The sequence below is a fragment of the Streptomyces venezuelae genome, from assembly GCF_008642275.1.
GTDB classification, from domain to species: domain Bacteria; phylum Actinomycetota; class Actinomycetes; order Streptomycetales; family Streptomycetaceae; genus Streptomyces; species Streptomyces venezuelae_E.
Genome location: NZ_CP029189.1, coordinates 6,670,161 through 6,690,767 on the forward strand (window position 1 = coordinate 6,670,161; position 20,607 = coordinate 6,690,767).

General features: G+C 72.5%; 19 protein-coding genes. 10 read left to right on the plus strand and 9 right to left on the minus strand.

Annotation, left to right across the window (positions count from 1 at the left end):
• Positions 1-14: 14 nt before the first annotated feature.
• From DEJ51_RS29505 to DEJ51_RS34705, 3 genes are all read right to left on the minus strand, one after another.
• Complete coding sequence (locus DEJ51_RS29505) at positions 15-785, minus strand: DUF4239 domain-containing protein (RefSeq protein ID WP_150260621.1); 771 nt, start codon at positions 783-785, stop codon at positions 15-17.
• A 39-nt stretch (positions 786-824) separates the two neighbouring features.
• Positions 825-965: a hypothetical protein gene (locus DEJ51_RS34700; protein ID WP_190620733.1), complete on the minus strand. Its 141-nt coding sequence runs from the start codon at positions 963-965 to the stop codon at positions 825-827.
• Between the two features lie 703 nt (positions 966-1,668).
• The gene (locus tag DEJ51_RS34705) at positions 1,669-1,926 is read right to left on the minus strand and encodes a hypothetical protein (protein WP_190621038.1); all 258 of its coding nucleotides are present in this window, start codon (positions 1,924-1,926) and stop codon (positions 1,669-1,671) included.
• Between DEJ51_RS34705 and DEJ51_RS29515 the strand changes: the two genes are divergently transcribed.
• Positions 1,865-2,695 carry an SAM-dependent methyltransferase gene (locus DEJ51_RS29515; RefSeq protein WP_150262237.1) on the plus strand — a complete coding sequence of 277 codons (831 nt, stop codon included), beginning with the start codon at positions 1,865-1,867 and terminating at the stop codon, positions 2,693-2,695. The genes DEJ51_RS34705 and DEJ51_RS29515 overlap by 62 nt on opposite strands.
• Before the next feature lie 50 nt (positions 2,696-2,745).
• Positions 2,746-4,935: a putative bifunctional diguanylate cyclase/phosphodiesterase gene (locus DEJ51_RS29520; RefSeq protein WP_150262236.1), complete on the plus strand. Its 2,190-nt coding sequence runs from the start codon at positions 2,746-2,748 to the stop codon at positions 4,933-4,935.
• Between the two features lie 80 nt (positions 4,936-5,015).
• Here the strand turns inward: DEJ51_RS29520 and DEJ51_RS29525 are convergent, their stop codons facing one another.
• A complete protein-coding gene (locus tag DEJ51_RS29525; RefSeq protein ID WP_150260623.1) occupies positions 5,016-6,101 on the minus strand; it encodes an FAD-dependent monooxygenase in 1,086 nt (361 codons plus the stop codon).
• A gap of 105 nt (positions 6,102-6,206) precedes the next feature.
• Here DEJ51_RS29525 and DEJ51_RS29530 point away from each other — a divergent pair, with 105 nt between their 5' ends.
• The gene (locus DEJ51_RS29530) at positions 6,207-6,860 is read left to right on the plus strand and encodes a TetR/AcrR family transcriptional regulator (protein WP_150260625.1); all 654 of its coding nucleotides are present in this window, start codon (positions 6,207-6,209) and stop codon (positions 6,858-6,860) included.
• An 80-nt stretch (positions 6,861-6,940) separates the two neighbouring features.
• Here DEJ51_RS29530 and DEJ51_RS29535 read toward each other — a convergent pair whose 3' ends face one another.
• Positions 6,941-7,819: a LysR family transcriptional regulator gene (locus DEJ51_RS29535; RefSeq protein ID WP_150260627.1), complete on the minus strand. Its 879-nt coding sequence runs from the start codon at positions 7,817-7,819 to the stop codon at positions 6,941-6,943.
• 95 nt (positions 7,820-7,914) lie between these two features.
• Between DEJ51_RS29535 and DEJ51_RS29540 the strand changes: the two genes are divergently transcribed.
• From DEJ51_RS29540 to DEJ51_RS29555, 4 genes are all read left to right on the plus strand, one after another.
• The gene (locus tag DEJ51_RS29540; RefSeq protein ID WP_150260629.1) at positions 7,915-8,619 is read left to right on the plus strand and encodes a succinate dehydrogenase; all 705 of its coding nucleotides are present in this window, start codon (positions 7,915-7,917) and stop codon (positions 8,617-8,619) included.
• Between the two features lies 1 nt (position 8,620).
• Positions 8,621-10,573, plus strand: a complete 1,953-nt coding sequence (locus DEJ51_RS29545; RefSeq protein ID WP_150260631.1) for a fumarate reductase/succinate dehydrogenase flavoprotein subunit — start codon at positions 8,621-8,623, stop codon at positions 10,571-10,573.
• Positions 10,570-11,316 carry a succinate dehydrogenase/fumarate reductase iron-sulfur subunit gene (locus tag DEJ51_RS29550; protein WP_150260633.1) on the plus strand — a complete coding sequence of 249 codons (747 nt, stop codon included), beginning with the start codon at positions 10,570-10,572 and terminating at the stop codon, positions 11,314-11,316. The genes DEJ51_RS29545 and DEJ51_RS29550 overlap by 4 nt, the downstream gene beginning before the upstream one ends.
• Positions 11,317-11,426: 110 nt before the next feature.
• Positions 11,427-12,086, plus strand: a complete 660-nt coding sequence (locus DEJ51_RS29555; protein ID WP_223836024.1) for a hypothetical protein — start codon at positions 11,427-11,429, stop codon at positions 12,084-12,086.
• Positions 12,087-12,162: 76 nt separating this feature from the next.
• Here the strand turns inward: DEJ51_RS29555 and DEJ51_RS29560 are convergent, their stop codons facing one another.
• Both DEJ51_RS29560 and DEJ51_RS29565 read right to left on the minus strand, forming a co-directional pair.
• Positions 12,163-14,595, minus strand: coding sequence for an excinuclease ABC subunit UvrA (locus DEJ51_RS29560; protein WP_150260635.1), 2,433 nt, complete (start codon positions 14,593-14,595; stop codon positions 12,163-12,165).
• A 67-nt stretch (positions 14,596-14,662) separates the two neighbouring features.
• Positions 14,663-15,652, minus strand: coding sequence for an LLM class flavin-dependent oxidoreductase (locus DEJ51_RS29565; RefSeq protein ID WP_150260637.1), 990 nt, complete (start codon positions 15,650-15,652; stop codon positions 14,663-14,665).
• Positions 15,653-15,712: 60 nt separating this feature from the next.
• On the opposite strand from DEJ51_RS29565, the gene DEJ51_RS29570 reads away from it, so the two are divergent.
• On the plus strand, positions 15,713-16,204 hold the full coding sequence (locus DEJ51_RS29570; RefSeq protein ID WP_150260639.1) for a hypothetical protein: 492 nt from the start codon (positions 15,713-15,715) through the stop codon (positions 16,202-16,204).
• 178 nt (positions 16,205-16,382) lie between these two features.
• On the opposite strand, the gene DEJ51_RS29575 is transcribed toward DEJ51_RS29570, so the two are convergent.
• Entirely contained in the window at positions 16,383-17,753 is a 1,371-nt protein-coding gene (locus DEJ51_RS29575) for a hypothetical protein (protein WP_411757363.1), read from the minus strand.
• A 185-nt stretch (positions 17,754-17,938) separates the two neighbouring features.
• Here DEJ51_RS29575 and DEJ51_RS29580 point away from each other — a divergent pair, with 185 nt between their 5' ends.
• Positions 17,939-18,397, plus strand: a complete 459-nt coding sequence (locus tag DEJ51_RS29580; protein ID WP_150260641.1) for a hypothetical protein — start codon at positions 17,939-17,941, stop codon at positions 18,395-18,397.
• 369 nt (positions 18,398-18,766) lie between these two features.
• Here the strand turns inward: DEJ51_RS29580 and DEJ51_RS29585 are convergent, their stop codons facing one another.
• On the minus strand, positions 18,767-18,982 hold the full coding sequence (locus tag DEJ51_RS29585; protein ID WP_030012846.1) for a dodecin: 216 nt from the start codon (positions 18,980-18,982) through the stop codon (positions 18,767-18,769).
• Positions 18,983-19,146: 164 nt separating this feature from the next.
• Between DEJ51_RS29585 and DEJ51_RS29590 the strand changes: the two genes are divergently transcribed.
• Complete coding sequence (locus DEJ51_RS29590; protein ID WP_411757364.1) at positions 19,147-20,409, plus strand: extracellular solute-binding protein; 1,263 nt, start codon at positions 19,147-19,149, stop codon at positions 20,407-20,409.
• Positions 20,410-20,607 lie beyond the last annotated feature (198 nt).

Consider the following 20,607-nt stretch of genomic DNA (forward strand, 5'->3'; position numbering starts at 1 on the left):
CCGGAGGAGAAGGGCTAGCCGCCGAGGTCCAGGTGGGGGAACTGGGTGGAGAACGGCTCGGCGGTGGCGGAGATGCCCCGCCCGAACGGTGCGTCGAAGTCCCAGATCAGGAACAGCAGGAACGCGATGAGGGCACTGAACAGACCCGCCAGCAGCATCTCGCGGAACGACCGCCTGATCTGCAGGGTGAAGATCAGGCCCACGGTCACCAGGGCGCCGACGATCAGTCCGAACCACACCACTCCCGGCATGGTGGCCCCGGCGCTCGAACCGCGTGCGCTGCGGGCGTCGTCGACGACCGCGACCTGGTCGACCAGCGGCTGGTAGGCCTGCCCCTCGTGGTCGGTCTGCGGCTCGTAGTCGGTGACGTCCCGGCGGATACGTTCCAGCAGCTCGCCGCCGTGCTCGCTGAGCTCGCCGTGGTCGGCCATCCGCTTCCACTCCGTGTCCACGACGTAGGTCACGTACGCGTCGACATCGGACCGGATCCTCTTGCGCACCTCGGCCGGGTAGACCTCGGAGCGGACACTGATCTCGTGCAGCGCCTGGGCCTCCTGGCGCACGTACTCCTGGGCGGCCCCGCGGCCCTCCCATACGCCGGCGATCGCCAGACCCAGCACGATCGCGTAGATCACCCCGATCATCATCGTCATGTACTCGATGACGTCCGGGGTCTCGTTCGGATCGTCGTCGTCGCCGATCCTCCTGTGGTTCAAGAAGGCGATGGACAGCACCACGGCACAGGCCGCGGCCATCGCGAGGGACAGGACGAGCCATTCCGACAAGATGACTCCCAATCGGTTACTGGTGGGACGGAAGAAGTGCTAGCGCGGGCGCAGCGCGACGATCGCGAGCACCGCGGGTGCCGCGGTCATCAAGGTGAAAGTCACCGGCGAGATGTGGTGCTCGGCGGGTTTGCGGGCGGCCGCGTGATACGCGGGTCGGGCCACCGGTTTCCGCGGCACGGGTTTCACCTCTGGGGCGGGTGGTGGCAGTGGGGCAGGTGGTGGCGGTGCGGGCGCCCTGACCACGCGCGGCGCCGGGGGCGTCGGCTTCGGCGGGGGAGGCGGGGGCAGGACCGGCTTCGGTACGGGCTTCGGCGCCGGCGCGGGCGGCGGCGGTGGTTTCGGCGGCGCGGGCTTCGGGGGCGGCGGGGGCTCGGGCGGGGGCGGCGGGGGAGTCGGCTCGGGGGGCGGCGTGGGCTTCGGCGGCTTCGGTGGCTTCGGTGGCGGCTTCGGCGGGCAGGGCGGAGGGGGCGGCGGCGGTGGGCAGTGGGGATGGCCGTGACGGCCTCCGCCCTGCCCGCCTCCACGGCGTTTCCCGTGGTCGGAGCCCTGGTCGTCACCGTGATGTCCGCCACGCGGTCCGCGTTCGCGGTCGTTGCCGCCGGCCGCCGCGGCCACCACGGTGGCGGCGGGGCCGTCGCCGGAGTCGGTCGTCGCGTAGGCGCGGCTATCAGCCACGGCCGGCGTGACGGACAAGGCCGCCCACAGCAGGACCGGGACTGCCAGCAAGCGCCTGGCACAGGCTCTGTTCACCCCGGGAGCATGGGCCCGCGCGCGCCCGGGCACGCGAGGCTCGGCCCCTGGTTCGCCTGAACGGGTGGACTGCCGACCAGAGAGGTTTGAGCCACCCGTGGGTCGGTAGTGTGGTGACTCCGATCGCTCCTCAGCCAATTCCCATAAGGGACTTGTCGGTATCGGTCATTCCCTCGTCCGGCGTGGCGGTGCCTTTGGTGTGTGACGAAGAACGGATCGCCAATTTCCGCTTTTGCTCGCCCTGTTGGGAAATGATCAGTACATTCGGCTCGGACAGGAGTCCGACCTCACACGGACGACCGCAGGACCAACGCTTGGAGACCCCGATGGAGCGCCCCGCCTGGGCCCCGCCAGGCATCGACATATCGGTGCCGAGCGTGTCCCGCATCTATGATTACTACCTGGGCGGGTCCCACAATTTCGAGGTCGACCGCCAGACGGCTCGCCGGGCCATGGAATTCATGCCGGGACTGCCCAAGATCATGCAGGCCAACCGGGCATTCATGCGCCGTGCCGTCCGGCACGCCGTCGCCGAGGGCGTCACGCAGTTCCTCGACATCGGCTCCGGCATCCCCACCTTCGGCAACGTCCACGAGATCGCCCAGGCCGCCAGCCCGCAGGCGCGCGTCGTCTACGTCGACCACGACCCGGTGGCCGTCGCGCACAGCCGGGCCGTCCTCACGGGAGACGACCAGAGCGACATCGTCGCCGCCGACCTGCGCAAGCCCAAGGAGATCCTGGACGCCCCCGAGGTCGGCAGGCTGCTCGACCTCGGCCGCCCGGTCGCGCTCCTGCTCGTCGCCGTCCTGCACTTCCTGGAGGACACGGACGCCCCGTACGCCGCCGTCGCCGAACTGCGCGACGCGCTGGCCCCCGGCAGCATGCTGATTCTCACGCACGCCTCGTACGAGGGGATTCCGCTCACCCAGGAAACCGCCGCCGGCACCGTGGGCGTCTACCGCGACATGCGCAATCCTCTCGTCATGCGTACCCGGGAACAGATCAGCGGCTTCTTCGACGGGTTCGAGATGCTGGAGCCGGGCCTCGTGTCCATGCCCGACTGGAGGCCGGACCGGCCGGACGAGGGCGAGGACGGCGAGACACCGGAAGACCCCTACGCCTTCTCGGGCTTCGGCGGCGTGGGACGCAAGGCGTGAGACTTCCGGCACAGACGGCGGGCGCGCCGAAGTTCGCTGCGGCACCGGCCGTGGCCGCGGCGCCGGCCAGCGGGTCCGCCGCGGCCCCGCACGGCGGCATCGAGGACCGGATCGCCCGCTTCGCCACGATCTGGGGCCGGGCGATCTTCCCGGTCACGGCGACCTCGCTGACCCGCCCCGAGTTCGAACGGCACCTCGTCCCCCTCACCCGGACGCTCACCGAGGCCCTGCACGCCCGGCCCTTCGACGCCTCGGTCGCCCAGCAGGTGGGGGCGGAACTCGTCGCCGTGCACTGCACCGACCCCGAGGCCCTGGCGGGCACCCTCGGCGTGATCGAGTCGTACCTGGTGCTCTACTGCGGCCCGGACGGACCCGAGGGCTCCGGCGTGGAGGGCACCGAGGAGTACCGCTCCCGCTGCGCCCGGCTGCAGCACGCGATCGCGGCGGGATATGCCCGCGCACTGCGCGAGCGCACCCTCAGGGAGCAGGAGGCCATCGCGCGCTCCGCGCTGACCGCGCGCAGCGACGCGCAGCAGGCCCTGCACGCGAGCGAGGAGCGCTTCCGGGCGGTCTTCGAGGGCGCGGCCGTGGGGATCGGCATCGCCGACCTCGACGGGAACGTCCTGGAGGTCAACGACACCCTGCTGCAGATGTTCGGCGGCCTGGAGGGACACGTCCGCAGCCGCAACGTCAGCGAGTGGGGGCACCCCGACGACACCCCGCACGTCTGGCGGATGTACGGCGAGCTGGTGCGCGGCGAGCGCGAGAGCTACCGCGTGGAGAAGCCGTACTACCGGCACGACGGCACCGTGCTCTGGACCAATCTGACGGTGTCGCTGCTGCGCGACGCCGACGGGAAGCCGCAGTACCAGCTGGCGCTGATGGAGGACACCACCGAACGCCGGCTGCTGAACCTGCGCCTGCGCTACGAGGCCACCCACGACGCCCTGACCGGTCTGCCCAACCGGACGCTGTTCTTCGAACGGCTGGAGAAGGCCCTGGGCGGGGCCGGAGGCGACCACTACGGCCTGTGCTATCTCGACCTCGACGGCTTCAAGGCGGTCAACGACAGCCTCGGGCACTCGGCGGGCGACCGGCTGCTGGTGGAGGTCGCCGACCGGCTGCAGAGCTGTGCGACCGGCCCCGGCGAGGTGGTGGCCCGGCTGGGCGGCGACGAGTTCGTCGCCCTGACCACCGGCTCCGACACCGAGCAGAAGGTGACCGAGCTGGCGGTCCGCATACTGACCGCCCTGTCCACCCCGATCCGGCTGGAGGGCCGGGAACTGACGGTCCGGGGCAGCATCGGCATCGTCGAGGGCCGGGCCAAGGAACGCACCCCGGCGGAGGTGCTGCGCAGCGCCGACATCACGATGTACCGGGCCAAGGCGGCCGGCGGCAACCGCTTCGAATTCGCCGACGCCGAGGCGGACGCCCGCGCGATCACCCGCCACGGCCTGACCAACGCCCTGCCCGCGGCGCTGGAACGCGGCGAGTTCTTCATCGAGTACCAGCCGCTCGTCCACATGCGTGACGGCAGCGTGCACGGGGCCGAGGCGCTGGTGCGCTGGTCGCACCCGCAGTACGGGGTCCTCGGCCCGGACCGTTTCATCCCGCTCGCCGAGCGGACCGGGCTGATCGTGCCGCTCGGGCGCTGGGTGCTGGAGGAAGCCGTCCGCCAGGCCCGTATCTGGCAGCGCCAGCACGGAGGCGCGGCCCTGCGGATCAACGTCAACCTCTCGCCGACCCAGCTGCACCACCCGGGCCTGGTCGCCGACACGGTGGCGGTGCTGGAGAAGTCCGGCCTGGCTCCCGGTGCGCTGTGCCTGGAGGTCACCGAATCGGCCCTGATAGGGGCCGACGACGAACTCCTGGAACCGCTGCGCCGGCTCGCCGCCCTCGGTGTGGACATCGCCCTCGACGACTTCGGTACCGGCTACTCGAACCTGGCCAACCTGCGACGGCTGCCGGTCAGCGTTCTGAAGCTCGACCGCTCCTTCACCCAGGGGATGCAGCAGCAGCCCGCCAACCCGGTCGACGTCAAGATCGTGGAGGGGATCGTCGCCCTGGCGCACAGCCTCGAACTCGCCGTCACCGTCGAGGGAGTGGAGACCGGAGCCCAGGCCGCCCAGCTGCGGGCCCTCGGCTGTGACACCGCACAGGGCTGGTACTACGCCCGGCCCGGGGCCCCGGACCGCATCCACACCCTCTCCCTCTCGGACGCGGTGCCCACGCCCTCCTGACGTCCCCCGTCGGGCGGGCGGTGCCGGCCCCCCGGCCCGAGGGGGCCCGGGCCGCCTCGGCTTCAGGCGTGCGGTGCCCCTCATTCCAGGCCGACCTCCGTCCCACGGCCGGGGGTCCGGACCGCTTCCACGACCCGCTCGTACCGCTCGGCCGTGTCGGCCAGGACCCCCGCGGCCACCGGCAGCCGCTCCGCCTCGTATGCGTCGAGCGCCGCGTCCGCGTCCGCGTCCGGCCCGGAGAGGGCGGCGGCCAAGGCGCGGCCGAGCGCCGCCGCGTCCTCGATCCCGGTGTTCATGCCCAGCCCGCCGGCTATGGGGTGCACGTGCGCGGCATCCCCGGCGAGCAGGACCCGGCCCTCCCGCATCCGCGTGGCCATGCGGACGTTGACGCGCCAGGAGGAGAGCCAGGTGGGGTCCTCCAGCCGGACGCCCGGCACCCCGGCGCACCGGTCGAAGATCCGCTGGAAGCTCTCCAGGGAGGGCGGCAGGGGCTCGCCGTGCTCGTCCTGCTCGGGTGAGGCCTGCAGCTGGAAGGAGTCCGTCCCCGGCATCGGGCACAGGAGCATCCCCCCACCCTCCGAGGTGAACCACTGGTGCCAGACGTCCCGGCCGAGCCCCGGCGCCCTGACGTCGCCGATGACCATCGCGGGCTCCTTCTCCCCGTTCCCCTCGAAGGGGATGCCGAGCAGCTTGCGGGTGGTGCTGCGCCCGCCGTCGCACCCGGCGAGATAGCGGGCCGTGATCACGCCTCCGTCCGCCAGCTCGACCCGCACCCCCTCCTCGTCCTGGGTGATGCCGGCGAGCTCCGCCCCGTACTCGACGTGCACGCCCAGTGCGGCCAGCCGGTCGCGCAGCGCCTCCTCGGTCTGCCACTGGCCGATCAGCAGGCCGGCGTCCTCCGGGGTGGGGGTGTCGTTGATGTGCTCGCCGTCGAAGTACTTGCGCAGGACCACTCCCGCGGTGCCGGCGGCGATCAGGGGTTCGGCCATGCCGAGTTCCTCGAAGATCGCGAGACTGCCGGCCCGCAGTCCCTTGCCCCGGGACTCCCGGTGCGGTTCGGTGCGGCGCTCGATGACGCGGACGGCGAATCCGCGCTGGGCGAGACCGCAGGCGAGCGTCAGCCCGGTGGGGCCGGATCCGGCGATCAGTACATCGGTGTGGTTCATGGGAGGTCCTCTCCTCGTCGATGTCCCAAGGAAAGCGGCTCCCGCCAGAAAAAGCAACCCGGTAACAAAAATAACCCGGTCTCTGATTCGTGCTACGCTGTGCGCATGGAGAACACGACGGGTCTGCGCGAGAGCAAGAAGCTCCGTACGCGCCGGCAGCTGGCGGACACGGCGCTGGAGCTGTTCCTGGAGCGGGGTTTCGACGCCGTGTCGGTGGCGGATGTCGCTGCTGCGGCCGAGGTGTCCAAACCGACCCTCTTCCGGTACTTCCCGACCAAGGAGGACCTGCTCCTCGACCGGTTCGCCGACCATCAGGACGAGGTGGCGCGCATCGTCCGCGAGAGGCCCGCGGGCCGGACGCCGGTGGCGGCCGTGCACGCGCACTTCCTGACGGCCCTCGCCGAGCGGGACCCGATCACGGGGCTCTGTGACCATCCGGAGGTCCTCTCCTTCCAGCGGCTGCTCTACACCACCGCCAGCCTGGAGTCCCGCCTGTCCCACTACAGCGACCGCGAGGTCGAGCTGCTCGCCGCCGCGCTGGAGGCGGAGTCGGTGCTGCCGTTCGCCGCCCGGCTGGCGGCCATCCACCTGGTGGCGGCCCGTCACGAGCTGGGGCGGGAGAACTGGCGGCGGCTCGACGCCGGGCAGAGCGCCGACGAGGCCCATCCGGCCGCCGTGGCCGATGCCGACCAGGCCTTCGGCATGCTCGCCGACGGCCTCGACCGCACCCTTCCCACAGCCCCGCCCACACCCGCCTGAGGCCCCGCCCGCCCCGCCCAAGCTCACCTGAGGCCCCGCCCGCACCCGCCTGAGGCCCCCGGGCCGAAGGCCCGGCGGCGTCACGCCATCAGCATCCGCCGCAGCTCGCGCGCCGCGCGCGGCGGAGCCACGTCCGTGCGGTGGGCCAGGGCGATCGTCCGGCGCAGCGGGGAGCCGGCCAGCAGGGTCACCCGCAGCCCCGGACCGGCACGGTCCACCACCATCGCCGGAACCACCGCGACACCGAGCCCCGCCCGGACGAAGCCCAGGACCGCGTCCATCTCGCCGCCCTCCACGGTGAAGACCGGCTCGAAGCCCTCCGCCCGGCAGGCCGCCACCGTGAGCTCCCGCAGGTCGTAGCCGTGCCGGAACATCACCATCGGCTCGTCCCGCAGCCCTGCGATGGTCAGTTCGCCGCCTCCGCCGGGCGCCGGCCGTTCCGCCGAGGAGACCACCACGAGGTCTTCCGTCAGCAGCTCCACCGTGGTCAGGGCCGGCGCCGAAGGAGGGAGCGGCAAGGCGATCAGGGCCAGGTCCAGGGCTCCGCGCGCGAGTTCCCGTACGAGGTCCAGCGAGCCGCTCTCCTCGATCAGCAGCTCGATCCCGGGATGCGCGTCATGGAAGGCCCGCAGCACGTCCGGGAGCAGGCCCGTGCAGATGCTGGGCGTGGCACCGAGCCGGACGCGGCCGCGCCGGAGCTGCGCGAGTTCCTGGACCTCCAGCCGCGCCGTGTCCGCGTCCGCCAGGATCCGCCGGGCCAGCGGCAGCAGCGCCTCACCCGCGTCGGTGAGCGCGATGTTGCCCCGGGCCCGGCTGAACAGCTCGGCCCCGAGTTCCCGTTCGAGCGCCTTGATCTGCTGCGAGAGCGAGGGCTGCGCCACGTGCACGCGCTCCGCGGCCCGGGTGAAGTGCAGGGTCTCGGCGACGGCCACGAAATACAGGAGCTGCTGGAACTGCATCAGCCCAGGCTACCGCCATCGATAGACACTCTCTATCGATATCAGCTCCATCATGTCTTGGACCTTTCAGGGTCCTCGTCCGTACCGTCGAGGACATGGCTCTGGCAACGCGGACGGATCGACGGCCGTCCATCACACGCACGATCTGGGACTCCTCCGTCGGCAAGAAGTCCGTGATGGCCGTCTCCGGTCTGATCATGCTCGGCTACCTCGTCGTGCACATGCTCGGAAACCTCAAGATCTTCTTCGGGGCGGACGAGTTCAACGGCTACGCCCACTGGCTGCGCACCCTCGGCTCGCCCTTCCTCCACCACGAGTGGGCCCTGTGGCTGGTCCGCGTGGGACTCCTCGCCGCCGTCGTCGCCCACGCCGTGTCCGCGTACCAGCTCAGCCGCCGCGACATCAAGGCCCGCCCGGTGAAGTACGCCCACAAGCGCCGCCGCGCGAGCTACGCCACCCGCACCATGCGCTGGGGCGGCGTCATCCTCGGCCTGTTCATCGTCTGGCACCTGCTCGACCTCACCACGCTCACCGTCAACGAGCGCGCCTGGTCCGGCCACCCGTACGAGAACGTCCTGTCGACGTTCTCCACCTGGTACGGGAACACCATCTACATCGTGGCCATGGCCGCCCTCGGACTGCATGTCCGCCACGGCTTCTGGAGCGCCGCACAGACCCTCGGCGCGGGCCGCGCCCGGCGCGAGCGGACGCTGAAGTTCCTGGCGGACGGCCTGGCCCTCGTCCTCTTCGCGGGATTCGTCTCCGTCCCCGTCGCCGTCATGACCGGAGTGGTGAGCTGACATGAGCAACGCCTACGCCCGTTTCACCACCGGCGAGCCCCTCGCCGACACCAAGGCCCCCGAGGGCCCCATCGCCGAACGCTGGGACCGCCGCCGCTTCGAGGCGAAGCTGGTCAACCCGGCCAACCGGCGCAAGCACACAGTGATCGTCGTCGGCACCGGCCTGGCGGGCGGTGCCGCCGGCGCGACTCTCGCCGAGCAGGGCTACCACGTGGTCCAGTTCTGCTTCAGCGATTCGCCGCGCCGCGCCCATTCCATCGCCGCCCAGGGCGGCATCAACGCCGCCAAGAACTACCGCAACGACGGCGACTCGGTGCACCGCCTCTTCTACGACACCGTCAAGGGCGGCGACTTCCGCGCCCGCGAGTCCAACGTCCACCGCCTCGCGCAGATCTCCGTGGAGATCATCGACCAGTGCGTGGCCCAGGGCGTTCCCTTCGCCCGCGAGTACGGCGGCCTCCTCGACACCCGCTCCTTCGGCGGCGTCCAGGTCTCCCGCACCTTCTACGCCCGGGGCCAGACCGGCCAGCAGCTCCTGCTCGGCGCCTACCAGGCGCTCTCCCGGCAGATCGCCGCCGGCAACGTCGAGATGCACGCCCGTACCGAGATGCTCGACCTGATCGTCGTCGAGGGCGTGGCCCGCGGCATCGTCGCCCGCGACCTGATCACCGGCGAGATCTCCACCCACTACGCCGACGCGGTGGTCCTCGCCAGCGGCGGCTACGGCAACGTCTTCTACCTCTCCACCAACGCCATGAACTCCAACGCGACCGCCGTCTGGCGGGCGCACCGGCGCGGCGCGTACTTCGCCAACCCCTGCTTCACCCAGATCCACCCCACCTGCATCCCGCGCACCGGCGACCACCAGTCCAAGCTCACCCTCATGAGCGAGTCCCTGCGCAACGACGGACGCATCTGGGTCCCCAAGGCCAAGGGCGACACCCGCGCCGCGGCCGACATCCCCGAGTCCGAGCGGGACTACTACCTGGAGCGGATCTACCCCTCCTTCGGCAACCTCGTGCCCCGCGACATCGCCTCCCGCGCCGCGAAGAACGTCTGCGACGAGGGCCGCGGCGTGGGCCCCGGCGGCCAGGGCGTCTACCTCGACTTCGCCGACGCCATCCGCCGCATGGGCCGCGACCAGGTCGCCGAGAAGTACGGCAACCTCTTCGACATGTACGAGCGGATCACCGCGGAGAACCCGTACGAGGTCCCCATGCGGATCTACCCCGCCGTCCACTACACGATGGGCGGCCTGTGGGTCGACTACGACCTCCAGACCACCGTCCCCGGCCTGTTCGCCATCGGCGAGGCCAACTTCTCCGACCACGGAGCCAACCGCCTCGGCGCCTCCGCGCTGATGCAGGGCCTCGCCGACGGCTACTTCGTCCTCCCCTCCACCATCAACGACTACCTCGCCCGCCACCCCCACCGGAGCACCGTCGACGACACCCACCCCGAGTCCGTGGCCGTCGTACGCGAGACCCGCGAGCGGCTCGCGAAGCTGCTCGCCGCCGACGGGGACCGCACCCCCGACTCCTTCCACCGCGAGATCGGCGAACTCATGTGGGAGTACTGCGGGATGGCCCGCAACGAGGAAGGGCTGCGCAAGGCGCTCGACCGGATCCCCGAGATCCGCGAGGAGTTCTGGCGCCGGATCAAGGTCCCGGGCAGCGGCGAGGAGTTCAACCAGTCGCTGGAGAAGGCCAACCGCATCGTCGACTACCTCGAACTCGCCGAGCTGATGTGCCTCGACGCCCTCGCCCGCGCCGAATCCTGCGGCGGCCACTTCCGCGAGGAGTCCCAGACCCCCGACGGCGAGGCGGCCCGCCAGGACGAGGCCTTCTCCTACGCCGCCGCCTGGGAGTTCACGGACACCGGAACCGCTCCCGTCCTGCACAAGGAAGACCTCGTCTTCGAGTACGTCCACCCCACCCAGCGGAGCTACGCATGAAGCTCACCCTGCGCGTCTGGCGCCAGCGCGGCGCCGACGCCCCCGGCCACATGGTCTCCTACGAGGTCGACGGCATCTCGAAGGACATGTCCTTCCTGGAGATGCTCGACACCCTCAACGAGGACCTCATCCTGCGCGGCGAGGACCCGGTCGCCTTCGACCACGACTGCCGCGAGGGCATCTGCGGCGCCTGCAGCCTCGTCATCAACGGCGACGCCCACGGCCCGGAACGCACCACCACCTGCCAGCTCCACATGCGCTCCTTCGCCGACGGCGACACCATCGACGTCGAGCCGTGGCGGGCCGCCGCCTTCCCGGTGGTCAAGGACCTCGTCGTCGACCGCGGCGCCTTCGACCGGATCATCCAGGCCGGCGGCTACATCACCGCCCCCACCGGCGCCGCCCCCGAGGCGCACGCCACCGCCGTACCCAAGGCCGACGCCGACTTCGCCTTCGAGCACGCCGAGTGCATCGGATGCGGCGCCTGCGTGGCGGCCTGCCCCAACGGCTCCGCGATGCTCTTCACCTCGGCCAAGGTCAACCACCTCAACGTCCTCCCGCAGGGCTCGCCGGAACGCGAGACCCGGGTACTGGACATGGTGGCCCGGATGGACGAGGAGGGCTTCGGCGGCTGCACCCTGACCGGCGAATGCGCCACGGCCTGCCCGAAGGGCATCCCGCTGCCGTCGATCGCCGCGATGAACAAGGAGTGGCTGCGGGCGGTGCGCAAGGGTCCCCGCTGAGCCCGGGCTCCCAGGAGCCCGTCCCCGGCCCTGCGCCGATCGGCTGACCGGCGGACGCCCGCACCGCGCCGCGCCCCGGCGCCGCCGGGGCCATGGTGGACAGTGGCGCCATGCCAGAAGCCCCCGCCGGGTCCGGCCCCCGTCGCCGAGCCGTACTGGCCGCTGCCCTCGCCCCGCTGGCCGGGGCCGGTTGCTCGGGCGGGGAAACCCCGCACCCCCCGGCGCCCGGTGCCCCCGCGCCCGCCGGACCCCAGGACGCCCTGGTCATGGTGATCCGGCACGCGGAGCAGCCGTACGCCGGCGGCCTCGGCAGGGACGCGGAGGGCGAGGACGACCCCGGTTCGCTGGCCGGCCGCGGCTGGCGCCGGGCCGAGCGGCTCCCGCGGCTGTTCCCGCCGGCCCCCGGCTCCTCGCTGCCCCGCCCCGCGGCCGTCTTCGCGGCAGGCGGCGAGGCGGCCACCGCCCCCGCCCGGTCCCGGCAGACGGTGGCGGCGCTGGCCACCGCCCTGCGCACCCCCGTACGCGCCGAGTTCGCCGTGGGAGCCGAAGCCGCCCTCGCGCAGGCCGCGCTGGCCGGGCCCATGCCCGTACTCGTCTGCTGGGAGCACAGCGGGATCCCGCGCCTGATCCGGGCCCTCGGCGCCCATCAGGTCCCCGGCACCCCGGCCACCTGGCCGGACCGGCACGACCTCGTCTGGATCCTCACCCGCCGCCAGGGGCGGTGGAGTTTCCGCGAGCTTCCGCAGCACCTGCTGCCCGGCGACGTCTGAGCCCCACCAGCGGAGCGGTTCGCTGCCCTCCGCGTCCTCCAGGACCATCACGTCCCCCCCCGTTGGGCCCGGCAGCCTATGCCCGACCCGCTTCCCCGCCGCGGCCGGTCCCCAGGGCCCGCGCCAGGTACGGAGCCGTGCGGCTGCCCGCCGCGGAGGCCACCTGCGACGGCGTACCCGCCGCGACCACCCGGCCGCCCGCCGTGCCGCCACCCGGGCCCAGGTCGATGACCCAGTCCGCGCCCGCGACCACCGCCATGTCGTGCTCCACGACCACCACCGAATGCCCGGCGTCCACCAGCCCGTGCAACTGCCGCAGCAGCACCCGCACATCGGCCGGATGCAGCCCGGTCGTCGGCTCGTCCAGCAGGTACAAGGTGTGGTCCCGGCGCAGCCGCTGCAGCTCAGTCGCCAGCTTGATCCGCTGCGCCTCACCGCCCGACAGCTCCGTGGCCGGCTGCCCCAGCCGCAGGTAGCCCAGCCCGATCTCCTCCAGCGCCCGCAGGCTGCGCGCCGCCGCCGGGACCTCCGCGAAGAAGCCGGCCGCCGACTCCACCGTCAGGCCCAGCACCTCCGCGATGTTCAGCCCCTCGTACCGGACCTCCAGGGTCTCGGCGTTGTACCGGGCTCCCGCGCACTCGGGGCACGGGGCGTACGTGCTCGGCAGGAACAGGAGCTCCACCGAGACGAAACCCTCACCCTGGCAGGTCTCGCAGCGGCCCCCCGGCACGTTGAAGGAGAACCGGCCCGCCTTCCAGCCGCGCGACCTCGCCTGCGGGGCCGCCGTGAAGAGCTTGCGCACCACGTCGAACAGCCCGGTGTACGTGGCCAGGTTGGACCGGGGCGTCCGGCCGATCGGCTTCTGGTCCACCTCCACCAGCCGCCGTACCGGAAAGTCCGCTTGTGTGAGCCGTTCACCGACCTCCCGGGCCAGCACCTGCCCCACCAGCGTGGACTTGCCCGACCCCGACACCCCGGTCACGGCCGTGAACACCCCGAGCGGGAACTCCGCCTCCAGCTGACGCAGGTTGTGCCGGTCCACCCCGCTCAGCCGCACCGCCCCGGTCGCCGCGCGCACCGGCCCGGGCGCACCGGCCGGCTCCTGCGCCCCGAACAGGTGCCGGGCCGTCGCCGACCCCGCCACCCCGGCCAGCTCCTGCGGCGGCCCGCTGTGGAGCACCTGCCCGCCGTGCTCCCCGGCCAGCGGACCCACGTCCACCAGCCAGTCCGCGTGCCGCACGACGTCGAGATCGTGTTCCACGACGAAGACCGTGTTCCCGGCCTCCTTCAGCCGGTCGAGTACCCCGAGCAGCGCCTCGGTGTCGGCCGGGTGCAGCCCCGCCGACGGCTCGTCCAGTACGTACACGACGCCGAACAGCCCCGACCGCAGCTGCGTCGCCAGCCGCAGCCGCTGCAGCTCGCCCGCGGACAGGCTCGGCGCGGTCCGGTCCAGGCTCAGATAGCCCAGCCCCAGCTCCACGACGGGTCCGATCCGGGAGCGGAGGTCCTCGGCGAGCACCCGCGCCGCCTCCCCGTCCAGGGGCGCGGAGGCCAGGACACCGTCCAGGTCGGTCAGCGCGAGCGCCGCCAGCTCCGCGATGGTCCGCCCGGCGAAGGTCACGGCGAGGGCCTCGGGCCGCAACCGCCGCCCTTCGCACACCGGACACGGCGAGTCGGCGAGGAACTTCTCGGCGCGGGCCCGCAGCGTGGCGCTCTTGCTGTCGGCGAAGGTCCGCATGACGTAGCGGTGGGCGCTCATGTACGTTCCCTGGTAGGGCCGTTGGATCCGCTCGGCCTCTCGTACCGGGTGCACGGTCACCACCGGCTGCTCCTCGGTGAACAGGATCCACTCGCGGTCCTTCGCCGGAAGTTCCCGCCAGGGCCGGTCCACGTCGTGGCCGAGCGTCTCCAGGATGTCCCGCAGGTTCTTGCCCTGCCACGCGCCCGGCCAGGCGGCGATGGCGCCCTGGCGGATCGACAGTTCCCGGTCGGGGACGAGGAGTTCCTCGCTGGTGCGGTGGATCCGGCCGAGCCCGTGGCAGGACGGACAGGCCCCGGTGGCGGTGTTGGGGGAGAAGGCGTCGGAGTCGAGCCGCTGCGCACCCGGCGGATAGGTGCCGGCCCTGGAGTACAGCATCCGCAGGGAGTTGGACAGCAGGGTCACCGTGCCGACCGAGGAGCGGGAGCCGGGGGAGGAGCGTCGCTGCTCCAGCGAGACGGCCGGCGGCAGCCCGGTGACGGAGTCCACCGCGGGCGCGCCGATCTGGTGGATCAGGCGGCGGGCGTACGGCGCGACCGACTCGAAGTACCGGCGCTGGGCCTCGGCGTAGAGCGTTCCGAACGCGAGCGAGCTCTTGCCGGACCCGGAGACTCCGGTGAACACGGTCAGCGCGTCGCGCGGGATGTCCACGTCGACGCCGCGCAGGTTGTGCTCCCGGGCGCCCCGGACCCGTACGTAGGGGTCGAGGGCGGCGGGGGGAGGGGCGGGGGTACCGGCGGCCTGGTGCATTCGTCCCATTTTAGAGGTGTGCCTTCCAAGGGCCGCCTCCAGGGGCCCGCCCCTTGGCGGCCCGCCTTCAGAGGCCCGCGATCCCGGCCAGTCGCGCGTAGGAGTCCAGCAGCGCCGTCCGGTCGTACGTAGAGGTGGTGACCAGCAGTTCGTCCGCGCCGGTCTCCTCCGCGACCTCGGACAGCTCCGCCGCCACCCGGTCCTCCGTGCCGTGGATGTGGCCGGAGAGGGCGCCCTCGTAGAGCTCGCGCTCCTTCGGGGTCATCGGCAGCGCCTCGATCTCCTCCGCCGGGCGCAGCGGCGGGAAGCTGCCGCGGGTGCGGGAGTGCGCGAGGGCCCAGGCTTCCGGGACGAGCATGCGGCGGGCCTCCTCCGCGGTGGCGGCGACCGCCACGGTGCCCGAGACCACGACGTACGGCTCCGCGCCGTGGGCGGAGGGCCGGAACTCCTTGCGGTACGCCTCGACGATCCCGCTCACCCGGTCGCGGGCCCGCAGGTCGCCCACCACCAGCGGCAGCCCGGCCCGGGCGGCGATCCCGGCGCCTTCACCGGTGGCCAGGACGTAGGCCGGGATCCGCAGTCCTTCGGCGGGGTGGGCGTGCACCTGGGGGTGGGCCCGCTGGGTTCCGTCGAGCCAGCCCAGCAGCTCGGCCAGCTGCTCCTCGAAGCGGTCGGCGTCGCCGGTGTCACGGCCCAGGGCCCGCCGGATGCCGCCCGTGAAGCCGACCGAACGCCCGAGGCCCATGTCGATCCGGCCGGGGAACAGCGACTCCAGGACCCCGAACTGTTCCGCCACCACCAGCGGCTGGTGGTTGGGCAGCATGACCCCGCCCGTGCCGACCCGGATCCGGTGCGTGGCTCCGGCGACGGCGGCGGCCAGGACCGTCGGCGCCGAGCCGGCCACCCCGGGCACGCTGTGGTGCTCCGAGACCCAGAAGCGGTGGTAGCCGAGCTCCTCGGCCGTCCGGGCCAGCTCCACGGTGTCGCGCAGGGCCTGCGGGGCCGGGTGGCCCTCGCGGGTGCGCGACCGGTCGAGTATCGAGAGTGTGCGGATCACACAGGACTCAACGCCCACCGGCCGTGAGGATTCCCGGTACGGCTCTCCTACGCTGGCGGCATGAGTGAGCACGCGACCCGGCCGCTGGCCGTTTTCGACCTCGACAACACCCTGGCGGACACCGGACACCGCCAGCACTTCCTGGAGCGCCGGCCCCGGGACTGGAGCGGTTTTTTCGCCGCCGCCCCGGCCGATCCGCCGCTCGCGCGCGGAGTGGCGCTGGCGGTGGAGAGCGCGGCCGACTGCGAGGTGGTGTACCTGACCGGGCGGCCCGAACGCTGCCGTGCGGCCACGCTCGACTGGCTCGCCCGGCACGGTCTGCCCGAGGGGCGGCTGTTCATGCGCGGCAACCAGGACCGGCGGCCGGCCCGCACCACCAAGGTGGAGGTGCTGCGGCGGGTCTCCCGTGGCCGGGAGGTGCGGATGCTCGTCGACGACGACGAGCTCGTCTGCCAGGCCGCGCGCGCCGCCGGGTTCCGGGTGGTGCTCGCCGACTGGGCGGCGGACGCGCCGGAGCTGGAATCCGCCCAGGAGGTCGACGGCAGGACCTGACCGGGGAAGCCGGTTCCGGGATCGGGGCCCTGCCGGCGGCACGTCCACGGGCGGCCGCGCTGCCGGGCCGGTGCCGGAACCGCCGTCCACGGCGTCCGCAGCGGGTGCCGCGGACGCCGTGCGCGCTGCGGCGCCGCCGCGAACGGCCCGCCGGCCCGTACGGCGCACTCCCGGGGCGTCAGCCCAGCGTGAACCAGGCCGCCCGGGCCTTCTTCCACTCCGCGTGCGTCAGGTCCTTGGCCTCGGTGCCGTCCCCGTACAGGTCCGCGGACCCGCTGTCCGTGATCAGCTGCACCCGGGCGCCCGGAACCGTCAGGTCCGGCACCTCCACGATGGCCTCCCAGCCACCGGGGTCGGTGGTCGGCAGGTCCGCCCGCTTGACCGGCGCGTGGCCGGGGACGCCGTCCCACTGGTAGAGCGCGTACGGGTCCGAGTTGTCGTCCGCGGCCCAGGAGCCGGCCAGGATCAGGTACTGCCCGGCGGCGTTCTTGCGGATGTCCCGGACGGAGAGGCCGCCGAGGTCCAGCTCGACACCCGCGCCGAAGGTGGCCTTGGCCCCGCTCGCCAGGACCTGGTCGAAGTTGGTGACCGGCACGATCAGGGCCTTGCCGCCCGGCACCACCGGCGCCAGCGGGGCCCGGAAGCCCAGGTAGGCGGTGCTGGTCGAGCCCGGGGCGAACTCCAGGCCCTCGACGTTGAACCCGTCGATCTGCTTGGGGGCCTCCCCCTCCGCCGTACCCGCCGCGAAGCCGTACCTGTTCCCGTTGGCCTTGTCCCAGGCCACCAGGTCGTCGCGGAGCTTCTTGTACGAGCGCCCGTAGGCCAGCTGCGTTCCGGCGCCGGAGCCGCTCACCGTCGTGGTGAAGACCGTGTTGCGGGGCGCCTTGTACTCGCCGTCCTTGTTGTTGCCGAGCGAGCCGGTCCAGTAGATGGTGTTCCCGACGCGGGTCGCGCCCTCGATGTCCACCTCCTTGCTGACTCCGAGCTGCGAGCTGAAGTCCCAGGTCCTCACCGGCGCGCCCGAGCGGGAGCGGTCGTACAGGCGCAGCACGTTGGACTCGTCGTCGGCCACCACCGCGTACCCGCCGCCCACGTCCACGGCGGCCGAGGCGTCCGCGGACCCGGTGAGGTACCGCGCGTCGGCCGGGTTCTGCACGGCCGCGGAGGCCGCGTAGGACAGGGTCTTGGTGGCGGTCTTGCCGCCCAGCCCGGTGACCTTGACGGTGAGGTTGGTGTAGCCACGGCCGCGCGCGGCGACGGCCAGCTGACGCACCGCCCCGGAGCCGGTGAAGGTCACGTCCCCGGTCCCGGCGACCGAGGCCTTGCTCGACGCGGACACGCTGACGGTGAGCGCTGACGCGTCCGCCCCGCTCTGGCCGACGGTGACGTTCACGACCGGGTCACCGGTCGCGCCGACGGCCCCGGACAGGTAGGAGGCGGACAGGGCGATCGTCGGCGTCCCGTACGTCACGGCCTGCGCGGGCACGGTCAGCGCGGCGACCAGCAGGGCGGCGGCGCCGGCGGTACCGGCGGCGAAGCGAACGGTCACGGAAGGTCCTCTCGTCTACGGCGCCACGTCGTGACGGCCGTCGAGAAGATTCGGCCACGGTGGACAACTCCCGGTGCACAGCACCCGTCCACTCGGAGAACAGCGTTCCGGAACGGGCGTTGTCGGTGGCGGAGGTTAGGATCCGCTGTTTGTTCGAACGAGGGAAAGCTGTGGGGGCGTAGGGGATGAGCGGGCAACTGAGGGACGTCGCGTCGGAGTTGGCGGGCCTCCTGTGGCGGGAGCACACCGTCTACCGGGATCGCGCGGGCGGTGTCGTGATCCGCGGGGAGCACGTCCAGCGCTGGATCAGCCTCGCCTCCGGCGGCGGACGGGACGAGGTGCTCGTGCGGGCCGGCCGGATCCTGGAGGGCGGTACGACGGCCCCCGCCCGCACGGAGGCGGTCGTACACCTGTCCGCCGGGACCGGCGCACTGGCGACGGTCTGCCGCCGCCTGCTGTCCGAGACCGCTGCCACCCCGACGGCCCCGCCGCGCGGAGGAGGCAGGGGCGGCGGCGGGCGGCGCACGCCGCGCGGGCGGGCCGTCTCCCGGGGCAGGCACACCAGCCCGGCGTCCTGGGTGGTCGTCGCCGCGGTCGTCGCTGTCGTCGGCCTCTACGTCGCGACCGTGGCCGGGTGGATCTGAATCCGCCGTCCGCCCCGGCAGAGTCCGCCTTCCCGTCCGACCGACCGTCCGACCGACCGACCGTCCGTCCGTCCGTCCGTCTGACCGTCCGTCTGACCGGCGATCAGCTGCCGGCACCACGGGCGAGGACCGGTAGCGGGGAGCGCCGGCCGCCTGCACCGGGCCCGGCGGATGGCTGCGCCCGGTTGGAGTCCGGGCAGCCCGCCGGGTGCACGGGGCGGGCTGCCCGTGGGCGCGTCCGTCGAGCGCCACGCCTGCCGGGCGGCACGTCATGCGCGTCGACGTGTCCGCAGGGGGCATGACAGGTCCTGCGCGGGCACCGTGTTCCACCGGCGGGACGCCGGGGAACGCGAAGGCCCCGCCCGGGGGTCAGTCCTCGCCGTCGAGGCGGAAGCCGACCTTGAGTCCCACCTGGTAGTGGGCGATCTCCCCGTTCTCGATGTGGCCGCGTACCTGAACCACCTCGAACCAATCCAGATTCCGCACGGTCTGGCCCGCCCGGGCGATCCCGTTGCGGATGGCCTGATCGATGCCCTCGTGGGAGGTGCCGACGATCTCGGTCACCCGGTACGTGTGATTGGACATGGAGGTCTCCCGACGGTGGGTGGCTTTTGCCTGGTTCTAAGGTGCCCCAGTAAGTCCGGGTCCGCGAACTTTGGGCGAACAGTTCCGGGTGAAAGACCCTTGACCGGCCTATTGGTCTATGCCAATTTCGAGCCATCTGAGACCGAGCCCAGAAGGTGACCCTCTTGAAGATGCGCTTCCTCGCCGTGTGCACCGCCCTCGCGGCCGCTGCCGCCCTCACGGGCTGCAGCGGGTCGGCCGACCCGGCCGGAGGGTCACAGAAGGTCACGCTCTGGCTGATGAAGGGCAGTGCCTCGGAGGACTTCATCGGCAAGTTCACCGCGGAGTTCGAGCGGGAGCACCCCGGCGTCGACCTGGACGTCAGGATCCAGGAGTGGACGGGCATCGGCGACAAGGTCAACGCCGTCCTCGACGGCACGAGCAGCGAGCGCGCCGACGTCATCGAGGTCGGCAACACCCAGGTCGCCAAGTACATCGAGACCGGCGGCCTCGAAGAGCTCACCCTCGAAGGCCTGCGCGAATGGGGCAGCAAGGACTGGCTCAAGGGCCTCGCCGACCCGGGAACCATCAACGGGGCCCAGTACGGGGTCCCCTGGTACGCCGCCAACCGGGTGGTGATCTACCACAAGGACCTCTTCGCGAGCGCCGGAATCAAGACCCCGCCCAAGAACCGCCAGGAGTGGATCCAGGCGACCCAGAAGCTCGACAAGGGCGACCAGCAGGGCATCTACCTCCCCGGCCAGAACTGGTACGTCCTCGCCGGCTTCATCTGGGACGAGGGCGGCGAACTCGCCGTCGAGACCAGCGGCAAGTGGGTCGGCACGCTCGACGACGACAGGGCCCTGGCCGGCATGGACTTCTACAAGCAGCTCCAGGCCCTCGGCGACGGCCCCAAGGGCGCGGACGAGGAGACGCCCCCGCAGTCGCAGGTCTTCGCCCGCGGCCAGGTCGCCCAGATCATCGCCCCGCCCGGCCAGGCAGCCGAGATCGAGGCGGCCAACCCCGCCCTGAAGGGCAAGCTGGGCTTCTTCCCGATCCCCGGCAAGACCTCCGACAAGGCGGGGGCCGTCTTCACCGGCGGCTCCGACCTGATCATCCCGGCGCGGACCGGACAGCGGAAGGGTGCCGTGGACGTGATCACGGCGCTCGTCAGCGAGAAGTGGCAGACGGAACTCGCCCGCACGATGAGCTACGTACCCAACAAGACCACCCTCGCGCACGTCGTCGAGGGCAACGAGGGCGCGGCCAACATGGCCCCCGGCGCCGCCCAGGGCCGCGCCACCCCCACCTCCGCCCGCTGGGCCGAGGTCGAGGCGAAGAACCCGATCAAGCCCTTCATGACGGCCGTGCTCAGCGGCCGGGACCCCAAGCAGGCCGCCCGGGCCGCCTCGGAGGAGATCGGCAAGGTCCTCAGCTCCGACCGATGAGCCGCTGCCGAGCCGCTGCCGGGTCATCGCGGGGCGCCGCCGGGTCACTGCGGGCCACCGCCGGGTCGCCGTTCGGCCGGTCGCGGGCCGGTCCAGGGCCACCGCCGGGGCAGGGGCAGCGCCGAGTCCAGCGTTCAGCGTCCGCACATCCAAGGGCCGCTGAGCGGTCATGTCGAATCCAGCCGGTCACGGAACAAG

Coding starts and splice junctions, on each gene's coding strand:
- DEJ51_RS29515 (WP_150262237.1), top strand. CDS start 1,865: ATGGAGCGCCCCGCCTGGGCCCCGCCAGGCATCGACATATCGGTGCCG.
- DEJ51_RS34705 (WP_190621038.1), bottom strand. CDS start 1,926: ATGCGGGACACGCTCGGCACCGATATGTCGATGCCTGGCGGGGCCCAG.
- DEJ51_RS29525 (WP_150260623.1), bottom strand. CDS start 6,101: ATGAACCACACCGATGTACTGATCGCCGGATCCGGCCCCACCGGGCTG.
- DEJ51_RS29530 (WP_150260625.1), top strand. CDS start 6,207: ATGGAGAACACGACGGGTCTGCGCGAGAGCAAGAAGCTCCGTACGCGC.
- DEJ51_RS29535 (WP_150260627.1), bottom strand. CDS start 7,819: ATGCAGTTCCAGCAGCTCCTGTATTTCGTGGCCGTCGCCGAGACCCTG.
- DEJ51_RS29540 (WP_150260629.1), top strand. CDS start 7,915: ATGGCTCTGGCAACGCGGACGGATCGACGGCCGTCCATCACACGCACG.
- DEJ51_RS29545 (WP_150260631.1), top strand. CDS start 8,621: ATGAGCAACGCCTACGCCCGTTTCACCACCGGCGAGCCCCTCGCCGAC.
- DEJ51_RS29550 (WP_150260633.1), top strand. CDS start 10,570: ATGAAGCTCACCCTGCGCGTCTGGCGCCAGCGCGGCGCCGACGCCCCC.
- DEJ51_RS29555 (WP_223836024.1), top strand. CDS start 11,427: ATGCCAGAAGCCCCCGCCGGGTCCGGCCCCCGTCGCCGAGCCGTACTG.
- DEJ51_RS29560 (WP_150260635.1), bottom strand. CDS start 14,595: ATGCACCAGGCCGCCGGTACCCCCGCCCCTCCCCCCGCCGCCCTCGAC.
- DEJ51_RS29570 (WP_150260639.1), top strand. CDS start 15,713: ATGAGTGAGCACGCGACCCGGCCGCTGGCCGTTTTCGACCTCGACAAC.
- DEJ51_RS29580 (WP_150260641.1), top strand. CDS start 17,939: ATGAGCGGGCAACTGAGGGACGTCGCGTCGGAGTTGGCGGGCCTCCTG.
- DEJ51_RS29585 (WP_030012846.1), bottom strand. CDS start 18,982: ATGTCCAATCACACGTACCGGGTGACCGAGATCGTCGGCACCTCCCAC.